We start from the raw sequence: 17651 nt of genomic DNA, 5'->3' as shown, positions 1-17651 counted from the left end.
TTATGGAAAACATATACATTTTTGGAGGGATTATGGATGGAAACTATGCCAAATACTCCGTTTCGTAAAACGATTTTATACCTTATTTCCAAACTCTCTGGTGCAGGTTTTTTAGCGAGCATCTTTGCAGTTTATGTTCTATTAGTCACTGAAATGGATTGGTTTGAGTTTAGTGAGGCAATTTCTGGTTGGTTTTTCTGGGTAATGCCTTTTGTTTACGGGATCGTTTCTTCGATGATAATAGACCTTATCAAACTAAAACTCTCTAATAAGCGCCGTTCTACTGAAATTGGATTATACATACTCTTTGGATTTATACCTTTTATTATTTATATGGAAGGAATTATGTTTACCATTATTGCAGGTTCCATTGGGGCTGCTAGTGCTTTACTGTTTCTATTTGGTATTTACTTAACCAAGCAGAGTAAAATACTCCGTTATGTCGTGGCTTTCGTGATACCGATAGTACTTATCATTATGGCAAACATTGACTTCACTACCAAAGTAAATTGGAAAGAGGAACAAACTAACTTGTCGTACCAGGCAACATTTGATTATTTTAATGGAAAACATGAAATTCCTATTGAAGCACAGCAAGGCCAGATCATCTTATTTTCTGTTGAGTTTACTAATGAAAATGGTGGTGGTCATGGCTACCATGTTCGAAACAGATTAGATAACTACATGGGAATGGAAGAAACGGTTAATCAGCATGCAGTAGAAGTTCCTGAGGATGGTATATATCGCATTATTATTAACGGGGATGGGATAAAAGGAAAAGTCGAGGTGGATTGGGAAATTAGAGATAATAATTAAAGTAAAAGCCACCAACAAATCAATAATGATTTATTGGTGGCTCCTTTTTAATCATCTAAATGTTGCACTTGATACAAGTCATAATAACTACCTTTAGACTCCATCAGTTCTGAATGCGACCCAACCTCTGTTATTTCTCCATTTTCAATAACTACAATGCGGTCAGCATGTGTAATCGTTGCTAATCGGTGAGCGACAATAAAGGTCGTTCGGTCCGAAGCTAATTTTTCCATCGCTTCCTGAATCATGTGCTCACTTTCTAAATCTAAAGCAGATGTAGCTTCATCAAAGATAAGTATTGGTGGATTTTTCAGGAATACTCGAGCAATAGCTACACGTTGTTTCTGTCCTCCAGAGAGCTTCACACCGCGCTCTCCCACTAAGGTATTATAGCCTTGTGGCAATTCCATAATAAAATCATGTGCATTGGCAGCCTTAGCCGCTTCAATAACTTCTTCATCACTAGCATGTGGATTACCCATGCGAATGTTCATCGCAACCGTATCCCCGAACAATATATTATCCTGTAATACCATTCCGATATTATTTCTAAGTGTTCTCGCTTCGAAGTCACGAATATCGATTCCATCTACTTTAATCGCTCCGCCTGTTACATCATAAAAACGTGGTATAAGGCTAATTAGAGTGGACTTTCCACCACCACTCATTCCTACAAGTGCGATAGTTTCCCCTTGATTGACATCTAGATTAATATTTTTCAATACCGTGCTATCATCATCGTATTGGAATGAAACATTGTCAAAACTGATATCACCATGAACGCGCTCTGCATTAATTGCATTTGGTTTGTCAGATATATCATATTTCTCATTCATAAACTCAAAGACACGATCAATAGAAGCTATTGATTGAATTAGCACGGTAGAAGAGTTAATTAATCGACGTAATGGACTATAGACTCTTTCTAAATAGGCAAAGAATGCCATCATGGTACCTAAAGAAAGATTTCCAATAATTACTTGATACCCTGAATAAGTAATAACTAAAAGTGGTGCTATATCTGTTATAGTATTCGTTACTGCAAATGTTTTTGCATTCCAATTCGTATGCTCTAATGCTTTATTTAGAAACTTACTATTCTCTTTATCGAATGCTTTCTGCTCATAATCTTCTAATGCAAAACTACGTGTAACTGGAAAACCTTGCACTCGTTCATGTAAGTGCCCCTGAACTTCCGCAAGTGCTTGAGAACGTTCACGAGTTAAACGACGTAACCTTCCATAGAAGTATTTAATCGAGAATCCAAAAAGAGGAAATAATATAATTGATACGAGTGTTAGACTTACATCCATATACAACATTATACCAATTGCGATAAATATCGTAATTAAGTCTAACCATATATTCATTAAGCCAGTAATCACGAAATTCTTGGTTTGTTCGACATCATTTATTACCCGGGAAATTATTTCGCCGGTTTTTGTCGTAGAATAGTATCGCAAGCTCAGTTTTTGCATGTGGTCAAAGAGTTTGTCTCGTATATCATAAAGTATTTTATTCCCCACCCACTGGGCAAGATACTGACGATAATATTCAATTGGTGGACGTAAGATTAGAAATATGACGAATGCTCCACCCATCATCCAAAGGAGAGTGGTAATTTTATCATCTACAATTAAATCCTTATTGTTAATAATGTCGTCAATCACATATTTCAATATTAATGGTATTAACAATGGAATAGCGAACTTAACTATACCAATAAGAATCGTTACGACAATCTTCCATTTATATGGTTTAACATACTCCATAAACTGCTTAATGCTGCTCATATACATCAACTTTCTTTTGTTATTTAGTCTTATAATGATTATTTAGTATGAATTACATGAGTTCGTTTCTTAGGGCTGAAATTCAAATAGGGTATCTCCTCGGAGCAGCGAGTATACACGTAGACTCCTTGAAAAAGAAGAGCGCTTTTTCTGCGTGCGAGGTATCGCTGCCGAAGCCTTCCTTGTCCTGCGGGAGGAAAGGCATCGGTGAGACCCCGCAAAGATGCACCTGCGTCTACGAGTAACGCTACGAAGAAGGCTTCCTCGGTGCAAGGCAGCAAGGATGCTTATTCAAGTAGTAGCCTGGCTCACCAGCCGCCCGCGGAAAGCGAAGTGTATACTGGCTGCGGTCTACGTTTAACTCTGAATTTTTTGTTCTTACAATCAATATACCCTAAAAAAGCAAAACCCTTGCTACAAAATGTAACAAGGTTATTATTACGCAATAGCTTAAAATCTATATGTAAGAAACCGCTCATACCATTGATCAACAAATCCCGGAGAAAAAGGACCCTTTCGTTGTTGAACCCATCGCTGTAAATCCTCAATATTATTATAAAGAATTCGATCGAGTACACCCGGATAATTCATCCGTTCACGATGGACCTGGTACTCATCTTCATCCAATAAATCATATGTCATATCAGGGTAAACTTTCAAATCTAAATCATAGTCTATGTACTTAATGGAATTCTCCTCATATACAAACGGTGAACTAATATTACAGTAGTAGTGGATGCCATCATCACGAAGCATGCCGATAACATTAAACCAATGCTTGGAATGGAAATAGCATATTGCAGGCTCTCGCGTAATCCAAGTACGGCCATCGCTTTCCAACACTTGGGTCTTGTCATTTGCTCCGATCACGATTTGTTCTGTTCCTTTTAACACTATCGTGCTCTCCCAAACACGATGCAAATTGCCATTGTGTTTATAGCTCTGTATTTTGATATCTTTACCAGCTCTCGGAGCAGCCATCTAATCCCTTCCCATTCTAGAAACTTACGCAAAATGTAGATAGGGTACGTATCCCTATAAGTCGACAGGTATTTTTCTATCTATTATAAGGGGTTGGCAATAAAATATAAAGTATAAAGCAAATAATACAAAAGAGAAGAGCTTCCGGGAGAAAGGAAGCTCTTCAAAAATTCGAGGGTAGGTAATTATGATTTTTTATTAGCCTGAGATTGTTGGTTCTGCTTTTTAACTTCTTGAGCATTTGTTTCAGAAGCAAACTCAGTACCATATTGTCCTTGACCAGACTTAGCTTGCGAATTTTGCTGCTTCACATGCTGAACGTTTGTACCTGAAGCAGTTTTGTTAGGATTTTTAGCCATATTATCACCTCCGACAATAATACTATCTCCAGTAATACTTTTGTTATCCATTCAATCAAAGTAAAATATCTGGAATATTATGGTATGGTGATAGCAAGCTATGTCTACTAGAGGAATTGCATCATTTTTTGATGAGATACCGGAAAAGGATACGACTCTAGCTCATCTTCTCCAACGAGAATCACCTTATTTGTGGGTTGAATATCCCTTAATAGTTCTGCTTCAAATATCTCCAGATACCAGGTTAAATGGGAGAAAACATGTTTGAGCTTGCCTTGCTTCTGTCCTAGTCTTATTTCCATACCATATTGACTATAGAACCAACTTTCAATGAGGTCTGTAGTTATATCTTGTAGTGGAACCATAGGAAATTGCCAGAGATTCGCAAGCAAACCATCTTCTGGGCGTTGCTCGATTGCTACTTCTCCTTGGTGATTTTTAATCAACAATGCTGCATAAGATAACTTTTTATTTTTATTTGCTTTCGTTTTGATTGGAAGCTGTTGTTCAACTCCAAGTTCGAACGCTTGGCAGTGTTGCTGCACTGGGCAAATTAAGCATGCTGGGGATTTCGGTGTGCAAATGGTTGCTCCTAGATCCATAATAGCCTGATTGAAAGATGAAGGATCTTCATGAGAAATAACTTCCCTCGTCACTGACTCAAACAACTTCTTCGTTTTTGCTTGAGCAATATCATCATCAATATTCAGTACCCGTGAAAATACGCGCATCACATTACCATCAACAGCAGGTTCTGGTTGATTAAAGGCTATCGATAAAATGGCACCTTTCGTGTAAGAACCAATCCCCTTTAAGCCTTCTAATTCTTTAGGATTATCTGGAACTTTTCCTCCATAATTTTCGACAACTTCCCGGACAGCATGTTGGAGGTTACGTGCTCTTGAATAATAACCAAGCCCTTCCCATGCTTTTAACACTTCCTGTTCATCCGCTGTTGCAAGGTCATAAAGTGTTGGGAATTTTTCCAAAAAGTTATGAAAATAAGGGATTACCGTATCGACTTTTGTTTGTTGGAGCATAATTTCAGATACCCACACTTTATATGGGTCGTGGTCTTTTCTCCAAGGTAGATCTCGTTTGTTGGCATAATACCAAGAAAGCAGATCCTCTTGAAAAGTAGAAATATTAAAATTTTGTAACGTTGTATCCTGTACTGTCATATAAACACTTCCTTTATGGTACACTAAAAACACACTAAAAAATTACACTTACCTCTATAAAATAGATACTAGGAGGAAACGCTTAATGGATACTGGAACCCACATCGTCATGGGAGTTGCAATAGCAGGCCTATCGACGCTTGATCCTGTCGTCGGTAATGACCCAGTTCTTTTCAACGCAGTTCTCGTTGGGTCCATCGTAGGCTCTCATGCACCTGATTTTGATACTGTATTAAAATTACGAAACAATGCAACATACATTAGGCACCACCGTGGTGTTACCCATTCTGTCCCTGCCGTTATATTCTGGGGAGTATTAATTGCAAGCCTAATCCATCTTTTTGTTCCTCAAGTCAACTTTTGGCATTTGTGGGGATGGACTGCCTTCGCTGTTATCCTCCATGTGTTTGTGGATATCTTTAATGCTTACGGTACCCAAGCGTATCGTCCATTTACGAATAGGTGGATAGCCCACGGGTTTATTAATACATTTGATCCGTATATTTTCACCCTGCACCTTGCTGGTATTGTCGCTTGGTTACTCGGTGCGCATCCAGGATATACTTGGCTTGTCATTTACTCAGTAATTATATTATATTACATCAAGCGGTATATGGATAAAAAAGAAATTGTTAAAACTATCCAAGAATACTTTCCGAATACAACTGAAATTGCTACATCACCTACCATTAAGCAGAATTACTGGAGAGTGGCAATTACAACCCCAACTATGTTTTATGTTGGTATAGTTGAAAATGGGCATATTGAGATAGTTGATGAATTCGAGAAAATCCCATTACCTGACTCACCTATTATTGATATCGCAATACAAGATAAAAATGTAGCTGCATTCTTATCCTTCTCTCCTGTCTATCGGTGGGAAGTAAGTGAGTATGATGATTATACTGAAGTTCGATTCATTGATTTGCGCTATCGCTCCAAGACATATTATCCATTCGTTGCTGTAGTCCAAATAAATGATGAGCACGACATTATTAGTTCCTATACTGGTTGGATTTTCTCAGAGCATAAACTACAAAACAAACTATATGTTGGAGATAATCCTATCTAATTAAAATGAGGGAAGCACTATTTATTAGTGGCTTCCCTCATTAATTATATTACTCAGGTGTGCGGATTACTAATACATCACACTTAGCAGTACGAACGATTGCCTCTGATACGGAACCAATAAGAAATCGCTCTACCGCATTATGACCGGTTGCACCACAGATAATTAAATCCGCTTCAACCTTCTTTGCCAGGTCCACAGATATGGCACTTCTTGGTGAACCATATTCACTAATTATTCTTACCTGTTCAATTCCTTCTGCTTTAGCTTGATTGTGATAACTTCGAAGTAATTCTTTAGATTGCCTCTGAATATGTTCAATAACGGAACCTCCATATGCTGTACGATTATCGATGATGTTTGTAACATAAAGAGTAGAGCCTGGATTACGCTTTACCACATCAATGGATTTACGGAAAGCATACTCTCCTTCTTTCGATCCATCAACTGCAACAATAATATGTTTATAGTAATTTGCCATGTCATACTCCCCCTTCTTATATATTAATTATATACCTTTAATTAGCTTACTTTTATATCGTTTTTGGCAACTCTTTCCGATGAGACTTTTGCATTTGGATTCGTACTATTCTTCGTGAAGAAAGAACTAATTAATGCAATCACAGCTATACTTGTAATAAAGTAGAATGCATACTTAACACCAGCAGCTAGAATTTCTGGATTTGTTGCAGTGGGGAACTCGGCGCCGTGTGCATTTTGCCCCATTGTAAAAATGGTAATTGCAAGTGCAGTACCAACAGCACCAGCTACCTGATTCAATGTATTCATTGCAGCTGAACCATCCGCATACATATGACGAGGCAACTGGTTCATCGCATTCGTTTGAGATGGCATGGTAACCATTGTTAACCCGATAAATAAAATCATGAAGGCAACGATAATTTGCCATACCGGTGTAGTTGATGAAAGAACCGTTACAAACATGATATTACCTAGTAGGACAAAAATAGATCCAATCATAACAAAATAACGAGCTCCCCATTTATCAAATAAAGCTCCTACAATTGGAGAAAGGACAACATTCACTATGTTCCCTGGTAAAAGCATTAAACCTGCTAGGGCTGCACTTAATAATAGAGCTCCTTTTAAATAGAGCGGTAATAGAATTGCTGTTGATAAAATGACTAGAATACTTAAGAACATCATCAATGTACCTAATGTAAACATCGGATACTTGAAAACACGTAAGTTAATCATCGGTTGTTCCATCTTGAATTGACGGACTCCAAATAAGAGAAGTGCTATAACACCAACTAATAATGGTGACCATACAATCGGCTCAGAAAATGATCTTTCAGCCAAAGTACTAAACGCATAGATGATTCCTCCAAAACCGATGCTGGAAAGTAAGATTGACAGTACATCTATTTTTGGTTTCGTTATTTCCGATACATTCGTAATAACTGCAAAAGCTCCTACTACTAAAAATAAATATAGAATGGCACTAATCCAGAAAATATACGGCCAACCTAATGTCGAAATAACGACACCTGACAATGTCGGACCAACTGCAGGTGCAGTCGTAATAACTAACCCTACGATTCCCATGACAACTCCACGTTTTTGAATCGGGAATATAAGTAAAACTACGGTAAGCATAATTGGTAAAATAAGACCCGTTCCAATTGCTTGTACTATACGCCCTGCTAATAGCATTGGAAAGGTAAATGATAATGCTGCTAGTACTGCACCGGCAAGTGAAATAACGATACCACCAATGACTAATTGCCTAGTTGTAAACCATTTCATAATCAATGCTGTAACAGGTACTAGAATTCCTAATGTTAGTAAATAACCAGTTGTTAACCACTGAGCAGTTGCTGGCTTTACTGTGAATTCATCCATAATATTCGTTAATGCCATGTTTAATGCTGTTTCCCCAAATAATCCTAAGAAAGCACCTAACATCAGTACAAATGCCATTGCCTTCGGTTTTCTAACTTGAATATGTGATTCCATAACTATCTCCTTCTTAACTACCTAAACTAACCTTTGGTAATACCTGTGCAATCTGCTCTAATGGCTCAGCTGATTTCTTCGTTGAACTAAGCATAACGGCACCTTCAATCGTAGCTGTCATGAGTAAAGCAGTTGAGTCAGCTACTTCCTTTGAATTTCCTTCTTCTTGTAATTTATTCGAATAAATCCCCTGAATCTCCATGTAAAGACTGTTGCAGGCATCCCGTATGGCTTCACTCAATGAATCCATTCCACTCACGATACTACTGAATGTATAACCCGTAATCGTACCTTTTTGGTTAAAGTCGGCTACTAATTTTTGTATCATGGCACTGGTTGCTTCACGAGTAGTTTGATGTTTATTAAATATTTTTTTTATGCTATTTGTAATCGTCACGTTCATTTCCTGTAGACATGCGATTAGCAATTCCTCTTTTCCATTCGGAAAGTGATAATAGAGTGCACCTTTTGTCAGATTACATTCTTTTAAAATCTCATTAATTCCGACACCCTTATATCCTTTATGCTGAAAAAGATTTGTCGCTATTTCGATTATTTGCGATCTAGTATCCATTTCCGTAGTACACCTCCACATACCGACCGGTTTGTTAACTATATCAAAACTTTTTCTAGAATTTCTAGTACTTTTTTTTATTAATTTTTCTTTACAATCCAGGGAATCCACTCCTATTCATCCTTAAAGCGATTATATTGTTCGTTTTGTATTGTTTATAAAGACAGCAAAAAAGAGCTAGTTTTTAATAAAACTGCTCTTCCCCAAGATTAGTTATCTAGTTTTTTACCTAACAGTGAAATTGGTATTGCTTCTTCCTTTTCATACACTTCGTTTAACAGATTAATGCGATGCCCCCACGCGAATACACCTTCTAAGTAATTAATTTTAAACTGGTGGCCTGGGTCATGACGAAACTCATATGTGCTACCCGGTTTGAAGTCTTCTGGGTTTAATGTATATGCTAAAGCTAATTGCATTTTTCTTTCATAAACTTGCACTTCACTAATATTACCTAATTGCTCCGCTTTTTGCGCTTTCTCTTTAAATTCTGCTACTAAGCTAAGTAATTGTTCAACAGATAAGTCACTATAGCGATAATTCATATGTGTCGTCTCCCTTCAACTCACTTTACATTTTATCAACAATTTAAGACAATGAAAATGGTTATACACTATTAAATGACAAAAGGTGGTTCTAATAATGCCTACAGTTGCAATCACAGGTGCTGGTACAGGTCTAGGAAAGGCACTTGCATTCGAATATGCTGAACATGGCTATAACGTATTTTTATTAGGAAGAAATAATGATCCACTACAACTCGTTCGTCATCAAATTATGGAAAAAGGTGGACAAGCTGAAGTTGTCCTTTGCGACGTCAAAGAAATCGCCTCGATCCAAATCGCTTTTCAGCGGATAGGTGAACTGGATGTTTTTATTAATAATGCTGGTATCGGAATTTTCGGACCAGTAGATGATTATGACGTAGACGACATCGATGCAACATTAAATACGAATGTAAAAGGAACAATACTAACCGTTCAAGCTGCTCTACCTCTAATTCGTAAGAGTAAAGGTAGAATTTTAACGATTATTTCAACCGCAGGCTTAAGTGGGAAAGTAAATGAATCACTTTATTGTGCAAGCAAATTTGCCGTTCGGGGGTTTACTGAATCCCTTCAAAAAGAATGGGCGGATGAGGACTTCCGTATTACAGCTGTTTACATGGGTGGTATGAACACACCATTTTGGAATAATTCTACACATGTGTCAGATCCATCTCGTTTGAAAGGACCTGAAGTTGTAGCAAAGCAGATTTTTGCCGATGACGATGGTCGGGCGAAGATTGTGATTGATAAGTAGGGTTTGGTGAAGAGGCGTTTGGTTGATGTTCTGCTGGTTCGGTTGATATTTTCTGTGAGCGGTTGATGCGCAGCTGATTTTGGTCGATGTTTTCCGTAAGCGGTTGATGTTCTGCGGGTTCGGTTGATATTTGCACTAAACGGTTGATAGTCTGCAGATTTCGGTTGATGTCCCCATGATAACGGTTGAAGATCAGCTAGCCGCACACAACCAAAAAGGACTTGTCCCACTGACAAGTCCTCACTCTTCCTCCACTAACTCTTCATCTATAAACCGATTAATCAAATCCACCTGAAACCCCTTCCGATATAGGCCTTCTTTTACTTTCATCTTAAGCTCATAACCCGACTTCTTTGGCGCAAATTTACGGACGAGTTTTTCACCTTGGTATACTAAAGAATCCCACTCAGCTGAATCATCTCGATTGTCGACTATCTGCAGTAATACTTCTCCAATTACATCCGATGTAAAACCTTTTTGCATTAAAGTCATGCGAAGTTGTTCGACTTTTTTTTGGAAGGATTCTTTCTTGCTCGAGCTAATTTTTTTGTTAACCCATTTCATTGCTTTTTCTAATTGTGTATCATAGGTATAAAGAGTAACCGCTTCATCTGCAATGGCTGGGGCCACTCCTTTTTCAATCAGTTCCCGTTTTACTAACTGAGGACCCTTTGACGTCGTATTGATACGTGTAATGGTAAAGCTTTCTGCAAATTGCTTATCGTTTATTAAACCTTCTTTAGTTAGGCGTTTAATTATGATTGTTATATGTTCAGGATCTACTTCTTTTTCTACTAAGTAATTATGAATTTCCTTTTGAGATCGCATGCGATAACTTAAGTAATTGATTGCTAGCAGATAGGATTTTTGAATGGTATCCTTTTTTATAAGAAGGTCAATTGTTTCATCATCAAGCTCCAGTCCCTTACGGAGTCCAAATTCCACCAAGATCGCTTCATCAACACTAAATGCATACTTATCCTTTTCACCTTCAACTAGATAAATATTATAACGTTGTTTGCTTTTTTTCTGTGTTGTAATTCGGCTAATTTTTGTTGGCATCTTCTTTCCCCCTTTTGTCCATCATAACATGATAATAATAAATTTAGATTACCAGAAGTGAGGAGATTTTCATGAATTTGTTAATCACAGGTGGTACCGGTTTTGTTGGTAAAAAACTCGTCAAAAAACTGACTTCTCTAGAGTATCATACATATATATTAACGCGTACGCCTAAAGAGTTTTCCAATACAGAATATACGTCTTATATTACTTTTGATGACATACAAAGCTTACCAGCGATTCATGGTGTTATTAATCTGGCGGGCGAGAGTTTATTCGGCTATTGGACAAAAGAAAAGAAAGAACGAATTAAATCTAGCAGATTGGAAATTACTCAAAAACTTATCGACCTCCTGACTAATTTGAATCAAAAGCCTGAAGTGTTTATAAGTGGTTCCGCAGTGGGCTTTTATGGCATATCGGATGAGGTTATATTCACAGAAGAGACTGAGAAGCCTGGCAATGATTTTCTAGCAGATGTGGTTGTAGAATGGGAAAAGACGGCAAAACAAGCGGAGGAACTGAATGTTCGTACGGTGTTTGCTCGGTTTGGTGTAATTTTAGGTCGTGAAGGTGGTGCACTACCACTGATGTCACTTCCTACGAAATTATTTGTTGGTGGCCGTGTTGGAAAAGGTGAGCAATGGACATCATGGATACATATCGATGATGTAGTCGATTTAATTCTATTTGCCCTACAAAACAAAAATATATCTGGCCCACTTAACGTTACTTCACCTCATCCTGTTAGGAATAAGGAATTCAATCAAATTTTAGCAAAGACTCTACGCCGTCCATACTGGTTTCCGACTCCCGGCCCACTAGTTCGAATGGTAACTGGGGAAATGAGTCAACTTGTTTTAAAGGGGCAGTATGTCATGCCAAATAAAGCACTTGACTACGGATTTACGTTTAACTATCCTACCCTCGAAATGGCTTTAAATCAGGTTTTTAGCCGTGTAAAGAAAAATTAATATTTTTGTCGATATTTTTGTAAAAAAAGTAGTTCCCTTTTTGAGAATTTCATAGTATTATATGTATTGTTACAAAACGAAACGAAAAATATAATAGGGAAGGCAAATGGTGCGCCACCAGTTGTAGACTGGTTCTAGTGGGTTCGATTCCCACCCCGAATTTTTGTTGTACTTAAATAAAAATTCGCGGGTGGGCATGCCAACTAGGTTCCCTTTTCTTTGGATACCTTCAAGATACCCTCCTGCGCAAATAAGGAGGGTTTTTCTATGCTAAAAAAGCGTGATCTACATGAGGTGCCAGTATTGTATGAGCTGATGTCACACCCAGATGTATTTCCATATGTAAGACACAAAGCAGCAACATCAGATGAATTTTACTTCATCACCAAGAAGACAATTGAAGCAGAGGAACATGGTGAGTTGATCTCTAGGACGATTGTAGATGAATATCAACAGCCAATCGGTACCATCAACCTGTTTGATATTGAAAACAATCACGGTTTTTTGGCAACTTGGATTGGCCAGCCTTATTTCGGGAAAGGATATAACCGCCTTGCTAAGGAACAGTTTTTCGATGAGTTATTCTTCGATTATGAAATCGAGACTATCTTCATGAAAGTTCGAAAATCCAACATCCGCTCCACGAAAGCCGTTCTTAAACTTCCCTACGTAGCCTTAGGTAACACCATTTACCCAGAAATCTACCAAAAAGTAAATCAAATGGAAGAAATCTACGATATTTTTGCGATTTCCAGAGAACATTACCTTTCTTATCAACAATTTGCACATCTTGAAGCAAATGCAGATGATGAGGTAGTTTAATACGGATGAATTATGCCCCTTTAGTGGGGCATTTTTTGTATAAAAATTACAGAATTGGTTATTCTAAGCATTAAAGTGAACTTCAGTAAGATTGTTATTTTGTTAGTCATTCGCTAGAAAAAAGTGAGGGATAACCATGGCAAGAGAAAAGCGTGAAGTAAGAGACAAGTTTTTAAACAAAACTCAGGAAGTGCTGTACCAAAAGGAATTTAAACGCGCAGACCGTGCAAGAGCTAAAGTAAGAGGGGATCGAAGCTAATTGCTTCGGTCCTTTTTTTGATTTAAGGAGTTATGCACATTAACTCTATTTGTTTGTGGATAACTTTTGAAAGATACAATAATAACCTGCCATTTTATCCACAATGACATGTTAATATTTATACACATGTCATTGTGGATAATGTGGGTAATTTCTATTTGTGTACATATAATGAGCATATTTATGTGGATAAAGCTGTTAGTAATTTATTCGCTCTACTTTACAGAAGTTGTAACGATTCTTTTCCTCACTGTACTAACCATTACCAGTCGAAATGCTATTTAAAGTGGTTCTATTCATTATCTCATACTATATTTCTAGCCAAGTTAATGATTAGAAGGTTCCTATTCTTTATCTCAGACTAACTTCCCTTTCAAGTTGACGATTTGAAGGCTCCTATTCTTTATCTCAGAGTAACTCCCCTGTTAAGTTGACGATTTGAAGGCTCCTATTCTTTATCTCAGACTAACTCCCCTGTTAAGTTGACGATTAGAGGGCTTCTATTCAGCATCTCATGACTGTATTTGAGCCAAGTTGATGATTAGCCCTAGCTAAACTAATGCGCAAGACCACAGCTCACCCTCCTCCCTAAAAATTTTCATCTTACTATTGACACCATGTTCTAACTGTTATACCATTACTGCAACAGATATACAACGCAACCAAAAAAAAATGACCAAACTAGTCAACCAGCATTCACATCATAATAAGGAGTGTGCTATATGTGTTTATAAATCTTGATTTTGAATCAAACGAACCAATTTATCAGCAATTAGTCCACCAAATAATTGAAGGGATCGCCCGTAAGGAATTGCTTCCTGGAGAGGGACTTCCTTCCGTTCGATCACTAGCAGCTGATATTGGAATTAATCTTCATACCGTTAATAAGGCTTATCAGCAACTCAAGCAGGATGGTTTTATTCTCATCCATAGACAAAAGGGAGTTGTTGTAAATCCGGATGGCGTACCAAAAGCAGATGACAGTTTTAAGAATCAGCTTAATAAGAATTTGCGCCCCCTTATTGCTGAGTCTATTTGTAGGGATGTTAGTGAAGAGGAATTTCTAAAGTTATGTTCGACCATTTTTGAAACTTATAAAGGGGGATCAACGTAAATGAATATGATATATCTATTACTTATTCTATTTCCAGCTTTTATCTCGATGATGTTTATTCCTTATTGGACGAGAAGAACGGAAAGCTTCGGGGTAACAATTCCTGAAGGTGTTTACTCCAATAGCAATATAAAAAAGCTTCGTAAACAATACGTGCTATGGACAGCTTTAGCTAGTATATTAGTCACCGCTCTTTTCTTAGTTTTAGGTTCTTCAGAAGGAATTGATGAAAGCACCTATGCTTTTATCTTCTCAGCACTTATTTTCCTATATCTTATTGGTACCTTTTTCATTTATTTATTTTTCCACCGTGTGATGAAGCGACTAAAGAAAACTGAACAATGGGGTAAAGAAAAGGCGCAACAAGTATTTATCTCTACGGAATTCAGAAAAGAAAAGCTCAATCATTCTAACCTTTGGTTCGGTATTTCATTTCTCATTACCATTGCGATCATTGCATTAACATTTGTTTTGTATGACCGTATTCCAGAGAAGATTCCAATGCAATATAACTTCGATGGAGAAATTACAAACTGGGCTACTAAATCGCCAAAGTCTCTATTACTGATGCCTATTATGAGCCTTTATCTTACACTATTGTTTATGTTCTTAAATACGATGATCGCTAAAGCAAAGCAACAAATAAGTGCAGAGAGACCGAAAGAATCTTTGCAGCAAAATATTATCTTTAGACGTAGATGGTCTGCTTATCTTATAAGTACTGGAATAGGCTTAGCACTATTATTTGCTTTTATTCAGCTTTCCTTTATTTTCAACATGAACCAGCAGCTAATGACCATCATTCCACTAGTTTTTGCAGGAATAATTACAATTTGGGCGATTATTTTATCCATTACGACTGGTCAAGGCGGTAGTCGTGTAAAAGTTTCTACAGGAAGCAATGGCGAGGTAATCGATCGTGACGATGATAAACATTGGAAACTAGGTGTCTTCTATTTCAACCCAAATGACCCGGCAATCTTTCTTGAAAAACGTTTTGGAGTTGGTTGGACGATTAACTTGGGAAAACCAGTTGCGTGGTTAATCTTCTTAGGAATTATTTTATTAGCGATAGGAATTCCTTATTTATTAGGAATGTAAATTATATTGATAGGAGATGTTTTTATGGTAGGTATAAATTGGGCAGTTATTGCACCTTTGCTGATCATCCAACTTATTTTAGTAATCGTTGCGATTATTGATTTAGTAAAAGTAAAAGAAACAAATGGCCCTAAATGGATGTGGGCACTGATCATCTTGTTGGCTAACATAATTGGCCCTATTCTCTACTTTATTTTCGGAAGGAGACAGCGTTAGTGAGTTTATTAACCGTAGAAAATCTAACTAAAAAATATGGCGCTAAGACAGTAGTAGATCATATTAGCTTTGAATTTGGTCATAACAAATGTATTGCCCTAATTGGTCCAAATGGTGCTGGTAAAACTACAACACTACGAACGCTCGCAGGCTTATTGAAGCCGACAGAAGGAGCAATTCAGTTTGAATCCATGAAAGCAAATCAGGATCTTCGGGGCATGATTGGCTATTTGCCGCAATATCCTGCCTTCCACTCTTGGATGACTGGAAGAGAGTTCTTAATTTATAGTGGGAAATTAGCAAAGCTCTCAAAAGAAGTAGCTGCAAAGCGAGCAGATGAGTTGCTGCATGAAGTAGGAATTTCTAAGGAAGCACGTGATGAACGAATTTCTCGATATTCTGGCGGAATGAAGCAGCGACTTGGTATTGCACAAGCAATTATTCACCAACCAAAACTTCTAATCTTAGATGAACCAGTTGCTTCCCTTGATCCACTTGGTCGCCGAGATGTTCTCGTGCTAATGGAAAAACTAAAACAAGATATGACGATTCTATTTTCGACACATATTTTAAATGATGCGGAAGAGGTTAGTGACGAACTTATTTTACTAAACCAGGGGCATATTATTGAGTCAGGCTCCCTTTCTGAACTACGCAAAAAATATCAAACTACTGTTTTTGAATTACAGGTAGAAGATGATATTAATAGTTATCAGGATAAAATTGACGCATTGCAAAGTATTTCAAGCACAAAAATCGAACGCAATATGATGTTTATTACGGTATCAGATATAAACCATGCTCGGGAAGAGATTTTAGCAGTAGCAACAGAGGAAAATTGGCCGATTACAACGTTTTCTATTAATCAAGCCTCACTAGAGGATATGTTTATGAGGGTGGTGAAATCATAATGCAATGGATGACGTTATTTCAGAAGGAACTGTTGGAAAACTGGCGGAATAAAAAGTGGATATGGGTACCTTTAGTAATAATTTTGCTCTCGATTATGGATCCAATAACTACTTATTACTTACCACAAATTATTGATTCTGTAGGTGGTATGGAGGGTGCAGTCTTTGAATTACCGGAGTACGCACCGGCTGATGTAATGATGATGAGTCTTGCACAGCTAAGTATGTTAGGGGTATTAGTCATTGTTTTAATCTCAATGGGAACCATTGCAGGCGAAAGAAAAAGTGGGATTTCAGAACTTGTGTTAGTTAAACCTGTTTCGTACTTGAATTATATTACAGCCAAGTGGGTTGCTTACTTAGTTCTTGTATGGGTATCACTATTTTTAGGTCTGTTAGTCAGCTGGTACTATATTAATCTTCTTTTCGGCAATCTATCGTTTGGTGATTTAATGATAACTGTGTTGTTTTATGGTATTTGGCTAACATTAGTTGTTTCCTTATCCATTTTCTATAATACACTTGTCAAATCAGCAGGATTAGTCGTATTCTTTACGATATTAACAATCATGGTGATGAGCATTACTACAAATATCTTTAATCACGTACTTGATTGGAGCCCAAATAATCTTTCCGGATATATTATAGAAGCTATTAAGGTCGGAGAAGTGAGTAATGACCTAATGATTACCGGAGTTGTAACCATTGGTATCTCTATCCTATTAGTCCTACTCTCAGGACAAATCTTCAAACACAAAGAAATGGCATAATTTAACGGGGACAGTCCTCACTGCTTTAAAGTGTTAAAGCGGTGAGGGACTGTCCCAATAGTATTGCGCCAATGTAAAAATAACCTATAATAATATTTTTTTTACAATTAATTTTGGTATATAAAATTAAAAAAGGGAACAGGGAGTTATTTAGACCTTGTTCCCATTTTTTTACATATTTTATTGTTGTGGATATTAAGTGATTTACTTTCTCTTTCGTGGCTTAATTATAGCTATACTTCCTTCAAACTCCGTTTGTTTTTTCTTGTGATCGGGTACTTTCTGTCGTCCTTTAGATGTTTTACTCTTTTTTCGATGAAGCTCCTTAAAGAACTCGTTGTAAGTCTTATACATATACGTTCTC

20 protein-coding genes are annotated in these 17651 nt (G+C 37.3%); 11 read left to right on the top strand and 9 right to left on the bottom strand.

From position 1 onward, the window contains the following. The first annotated feature begins 36 nt into the window (after positions 1–36). Entirely contained in the window at positions 37–816 is a 780-nt protein-coding gene (locus TE34_RS09780) for a hypothetical protein (protein WP_047984642.1), read from the top strand. Positions 817–863: 47 nt separating this feature from the next. Here TE34_RS09780 and TE34_RS09775 read toward each other — a convergent pair whose 3' ends face one another. From TE34_RS09775 to mutY, 4 genes are all read right to left on the bottom strand, one after another. Further along, positions 864–2609 carry an ABC transporter ATP-binding protein gene (locus TE34_RS09775; protein ID WP_047984641.1) on the bottom strand — a complete coding sequence of 582 codons (1746 nt, stop codon included), beginning with the start codon at positions 2607–2609 and terminating at the stop codon, positions 864–866. 450 nt (positions 2610–3059) lie between these two features. Next, positions 3060–3590: a nucleoside tri-diphosphate phosphatase gene (ntdP, locus tag TE34_RS09770; protein WP_047984640.1), complete on the bottom strand. Its 531-nt coding sequence runs from the start codon at positions 3588–3590 to the stop codon at positions 3060–3062. 185 nt (positions 3591–3775) lie between these two features. Next, positions 3776–3949, bottom strand: coding sequence for a gamma-type small acid-soluble spore protein (locus TE34_RS09765; RefSeq protein ID WP_047984639.1), 174 nt, complete (start codon positions 3947–3949; stop codon positions 3776–3778). Positions 3950–4056: 107 nt separating this feature from the next. Beyond that, positions 4057–5130, bottom strand: a complete 1074-nt coding sequence (gene mutY / locus TE34_RS09760) for an A/G-specific adenine glycosylase (protein ID WP_047984638.1) — start codon at positions 5128–5130, stop codon at positions 4057–4059. An 85-nt stretch (positions 5131–5215) separates the two neighbouring features. On the opposite strand from mutY, the gene TE34_RS09755 reads away from it, so the two are divergent. Further along, entirely contained in the window at positions 5216–6202 is a 987-nt protein-coding gene (locus TE34_RS09755) for a metal-dependent hydrolase (protein ID WP_047984637.1), read from the top strand. Positions 6203–6251: 49 nt separating this feature from the next. Here the strand turns inward: TE34_RS09755 and TE34_RS09750 are convergent, their stop codons facing one another. From TE34_RS09750 to TE34_RS09735, 4 genes are all read right to left on the bottom strand, one after another. Next, positions 6252–6683, bottom strand: coding sequence for a universal stress protein (locus TE34_RS09750; protein ID WP_047984636.1), 432 nt, complete (start codon positions 6681–6683; stop codon positions 6252–6254). Positions 6684–6724: 41 nt separating this feature from the next. After that, positions 6725–8182, bottom strand: coding sequence for a DHA2 family efflux MFS transporter permease subunit (locus tag TE34_RS09745; protein ID WP_047984635.1), 1458 nt, complete (start codon positions 8180–8182; stop codon positions 6725–6727). A 13-nt stretch (positions 8183–8195) separates the two neighbouring features. Further along, positions 8196–8756, bottom strand: a complete 561-nt coding sequence (locus tag TE34_RS09740; RefSeq protein ID WP_047984652.1) for a TetR/AcrR family transcriptional regulator — start codon at positions 8754–8756, stop codon at positions 8196–8198. Between the two features lie 209 nt (positions 8757–8965). After that, the gene (locus TE34_RS09735; protein WP_047984634.1) at positions 8966–9301 is read right to left on the bottom strand and encodes a YfhH family protein; all 336 of its coding nucleotides are present in this window, start codon (positions 9299–9301) and stop codon (positions 8966–8968) included. Positions 9302–9398: 97 nt separating this feature from the next. Here TE34_RS09735 and TE34_RS09730 point away from each other — a divergent pair, with 97 nt between their 5' ends. Next, entirely contained in the window at positions 9399–10058 is a 660-nt protein-coding gene (locus TE34_RS09730) for an SDR family NAD(P)-dependent oxidoreductase (RefSeq protein ID WP_047984633.1), read from the top strand. A 240-nt stretch (positions 10059–10298) separates the two neighbouring features. Here TE34_RS09730 and recX read toward each other — a convergent pair whose 3' ends face one another. Then, on the bottom strand, positions 10299–11120 hold the full coding sequence (gene recX / locus TE34_RS09725) for a recombination regulator RecX (protein WP_047984632.1): 822 nt from the start codon (positions 11118–11120) through the stop codon (positions 10299–10301). 71 nt (positions 11121–11191) lie between these two features. Here recX and TE34_RS09720 point away from each other — a divergent pair, with 71 nt between their 5' ends. The 8 genes from TE34_RS09720 to TE34_RS09690 all read left to right on the top strand — a co-directional run bounded on the left by TE34_RS09720 (position 11192) and on the right by TE34_RS09690 (position 17287). After that, positions 11192–12094 carry a TIGR01777 family oxidoreductase gene (locus tag TE34_RS09720; protein ID WP_047984631.1) on the top strand — a complete coding sequence of 301 codons (903 nt, stop codon included), beginning with the start codon at positions 11192–11194 and terminating at the stop codon, positions 12092–12094. Positions 12095–12361: 267 nt separating this feature from the next. After that, positions 12362–12916 (top strand): GNAT family N-acetyltransferase, encoded by a 555-nt coding sequence (locus tag TE34_RS09715; protein WP_047984630.1) that lies wholly within the window; start codon positions 12362–12364, stop codon positions 12914–12916. A gap of 136 nt (positions 12917–13052) precedes the next feature. Beyond that, positions 13053–13175, top strand: coding sequence for a YfhE family protein (locus tag TE34_RS21035; protein WP_157037619.1), 123 nt, complete (start codon positions 13053–13055; stop codon positions 13173–13175). Between the two features lie 724 nt (positions 13176–13899). Continuing rightward, a complete protein-coding gene (locus tag TE34_RS09710; protein ID WP_047984629.1) occupies positions 13900–14289 on the top strand; it encodes a GntR family transcriptional regulator in 390 nt (129 codons plus the stop codon). Further along, positions 14290–15390 carry a DUF1648 domain-containing protein gene (locus tag TE34_RS09705; protein WP_047984628.1) on the top strand — a complete coding sequence of 367 codons (1101 nt, stop codon included), beginning with the start codon at positions 14290–14292 and terminating at the stop codon, positions 15388–15390. A 24-nt stretch (positions 15391–15414) separates the two neighbouring features. Beyond that, the gene (locus TE34_RS09700) at positions 15415–15606 is read left to right on the top strand and encodes a PLD nuclease N-terminal domain-containing protein (RefSeq protein ID WP_047984627.1); all 192 of its coding nucleotides are present in this window, start codon (positions 15415–15417) and stop codon (positions 15604–15606) included. Next, complete coding sequence (locus TE34_RS09695) at positions 15606–16517, top strand: ABC transporter ATP-binding protein (RefSeq protein ID WP_047984626.1); 912 nt, start codon at positions 15606–15608, stop codon at positions 16515–16517. Before TE34_RS09700 ends, TE34_RS09695 begins: the two co-directional genes overlap by 1 nt. Then, positions 16517–17287 (top strand): ABC transporter permease, encoded by a 771-nt coding sequence (locus tag TE34_RS09690; RefSeq protein WP_053075043.1) that lies wholly within the window; start codon positions 16517–16519, stop codon positions 17285–17287. The genes TE34_RS09695 and TE34_RS09690 overlap by 1 nt, the downstream gene beginning before the upstream one ends. Positions 17288–17651: the final 364 nt, after the last annotated feature.

Origin of the sequence: Ornithinibacillus californiensis, assembly GCF_001038485.1 — a bacterium.
Lineage (GTDB): Bacteria > Bacillota > Bacilli > Bacillales > Amphibacillaceae > Ornithinibacillus > Ornithinibacillus californiensis.
Note: the sequence above shows the minus strand (reverse complement) of the source record. Positions and strands in the feature narration are given on the sequence as shown.

Bases quoted from the DNA above. Each gene is read 5' to 3' on its own strand.
- TE34_RS09780 (WP_047984642.1), top strand. From the start codon at position 37: ATGGAAACTATGCCAAATACTCCGTTTCGTAAAACGATTTTATACCTT.
- TE34_RS09775 (WP_047984641.1), bottom strand. From the start codon at position 2,609: ATGAGCAGCATTAAGCAGTTTATGGAGTATGTTAAACCATATAAATGG.
- ntdP (WP_047984640.1), bottom strand. From the start codon at position 3,590: ATGGCTGCTCCGAGAGCTGGTAAAGATATCAAAATACAGAGCTATAAA.
- TE34_RS09765 (WP_047984639.1), bottom strand. From the start codon at position 3,949: ATGGCTAAAAATCCTAACAAAACTGCTTCAGGTACAAACGTTCAGCAT.
- mutY (WP_047984638.1), bottom strand. From the start codon at position 5,130: ATGACAGTACAGGATACAACGTTACAAAATTTTAATATTTCTACTTTT.
- TE34_RS09755 (WP_047984637.1), top strand. From the start codon at position 5,216: ATGGATACTGGAACCCACATCGTCATGGGAGTTGCAATAGCAGGCCTA.
- TE34_RS09750 (WP_047984636.1), bottom strand. From the start codon at position 6,683: ATGGCAAATTACTATAAACATATTATTGTTGCAGTTGATGGATCGAAA.
- TE34_RS09745 (WP_047984635.1), bottom strand. From the start codon at position 8,182: ATGGAATCACATATTCAAGTTAGAAAACCGAAGGCAATGGCATTTGTA.
- TE34_RS09740 (WP_047984652.1), bottom strand. From the start codon at position 8,756: ATGGATACTAGATCGCAAATAATCGAAATAGCGACAAATCTTTTTCAG.
- TE34_RS09735 (WP_047984634.1), bottom strand. From the start codon at position 9,301: ATGAATTATCGCTATAGTGACTTATCTGTTGAACAATTACTTAGCTTA.
- TE34_RS09730 (WP_047984633.1), top strand. From the start codon at position 9,399: ATGCCTACAGTTGCAATCACAGGTGCTGGTACAGGTCTAGGAAAGGCA.
- recX (WP_047984632.1), bottom strand. From the start codon at position 11,120: ATGCCAACAAAAATTAGCCGAATTACAACACAGAAAAAAAGCAAACAA.
- TE34_RS09720 (WP_047984631.1), top strand. From the start codon at position 11,192: ATGAATTTGTTAATCACAGGTGGTACCGGTTTTGTTGGTAAAAAACTC.
- TE34_RS09715 (WP_047984630.1), top strand. From the start codon at position 12,362: ATGCTAAAAAAGCGTGATCTACATGAGGTGCCAGTATTGTATGAGCTG.
- TE34_RS21035 (WP_157037619.1), top strand. From the start codon at position 13,053: ATGGCAAGAGAAAAGCGTGAAGTAAGAGACAAGTTTTTAAACAAAACT.
- TE34_RS09705 (WP_047984628.1), top strand. From the start codon at position 14,290: ATGAATATGATATATCTATTACTTATTCTATTTCCAGCTTTTATCTCG.
- TE34_RS09700 (WP_047984627.1), top strand. From the start codon at position 15,415: ATGGTAGGTATAAATTGGGCAGTTATTGCACCTTTGCTGATCATCCAA.
- TE34_RS09690 (WP_053075043.1), top strand. From the start codon at position 16,517: ATGCAATGGATGACGTTATTTCAGAAGGAACTGTTGGAAAACTGGCGG.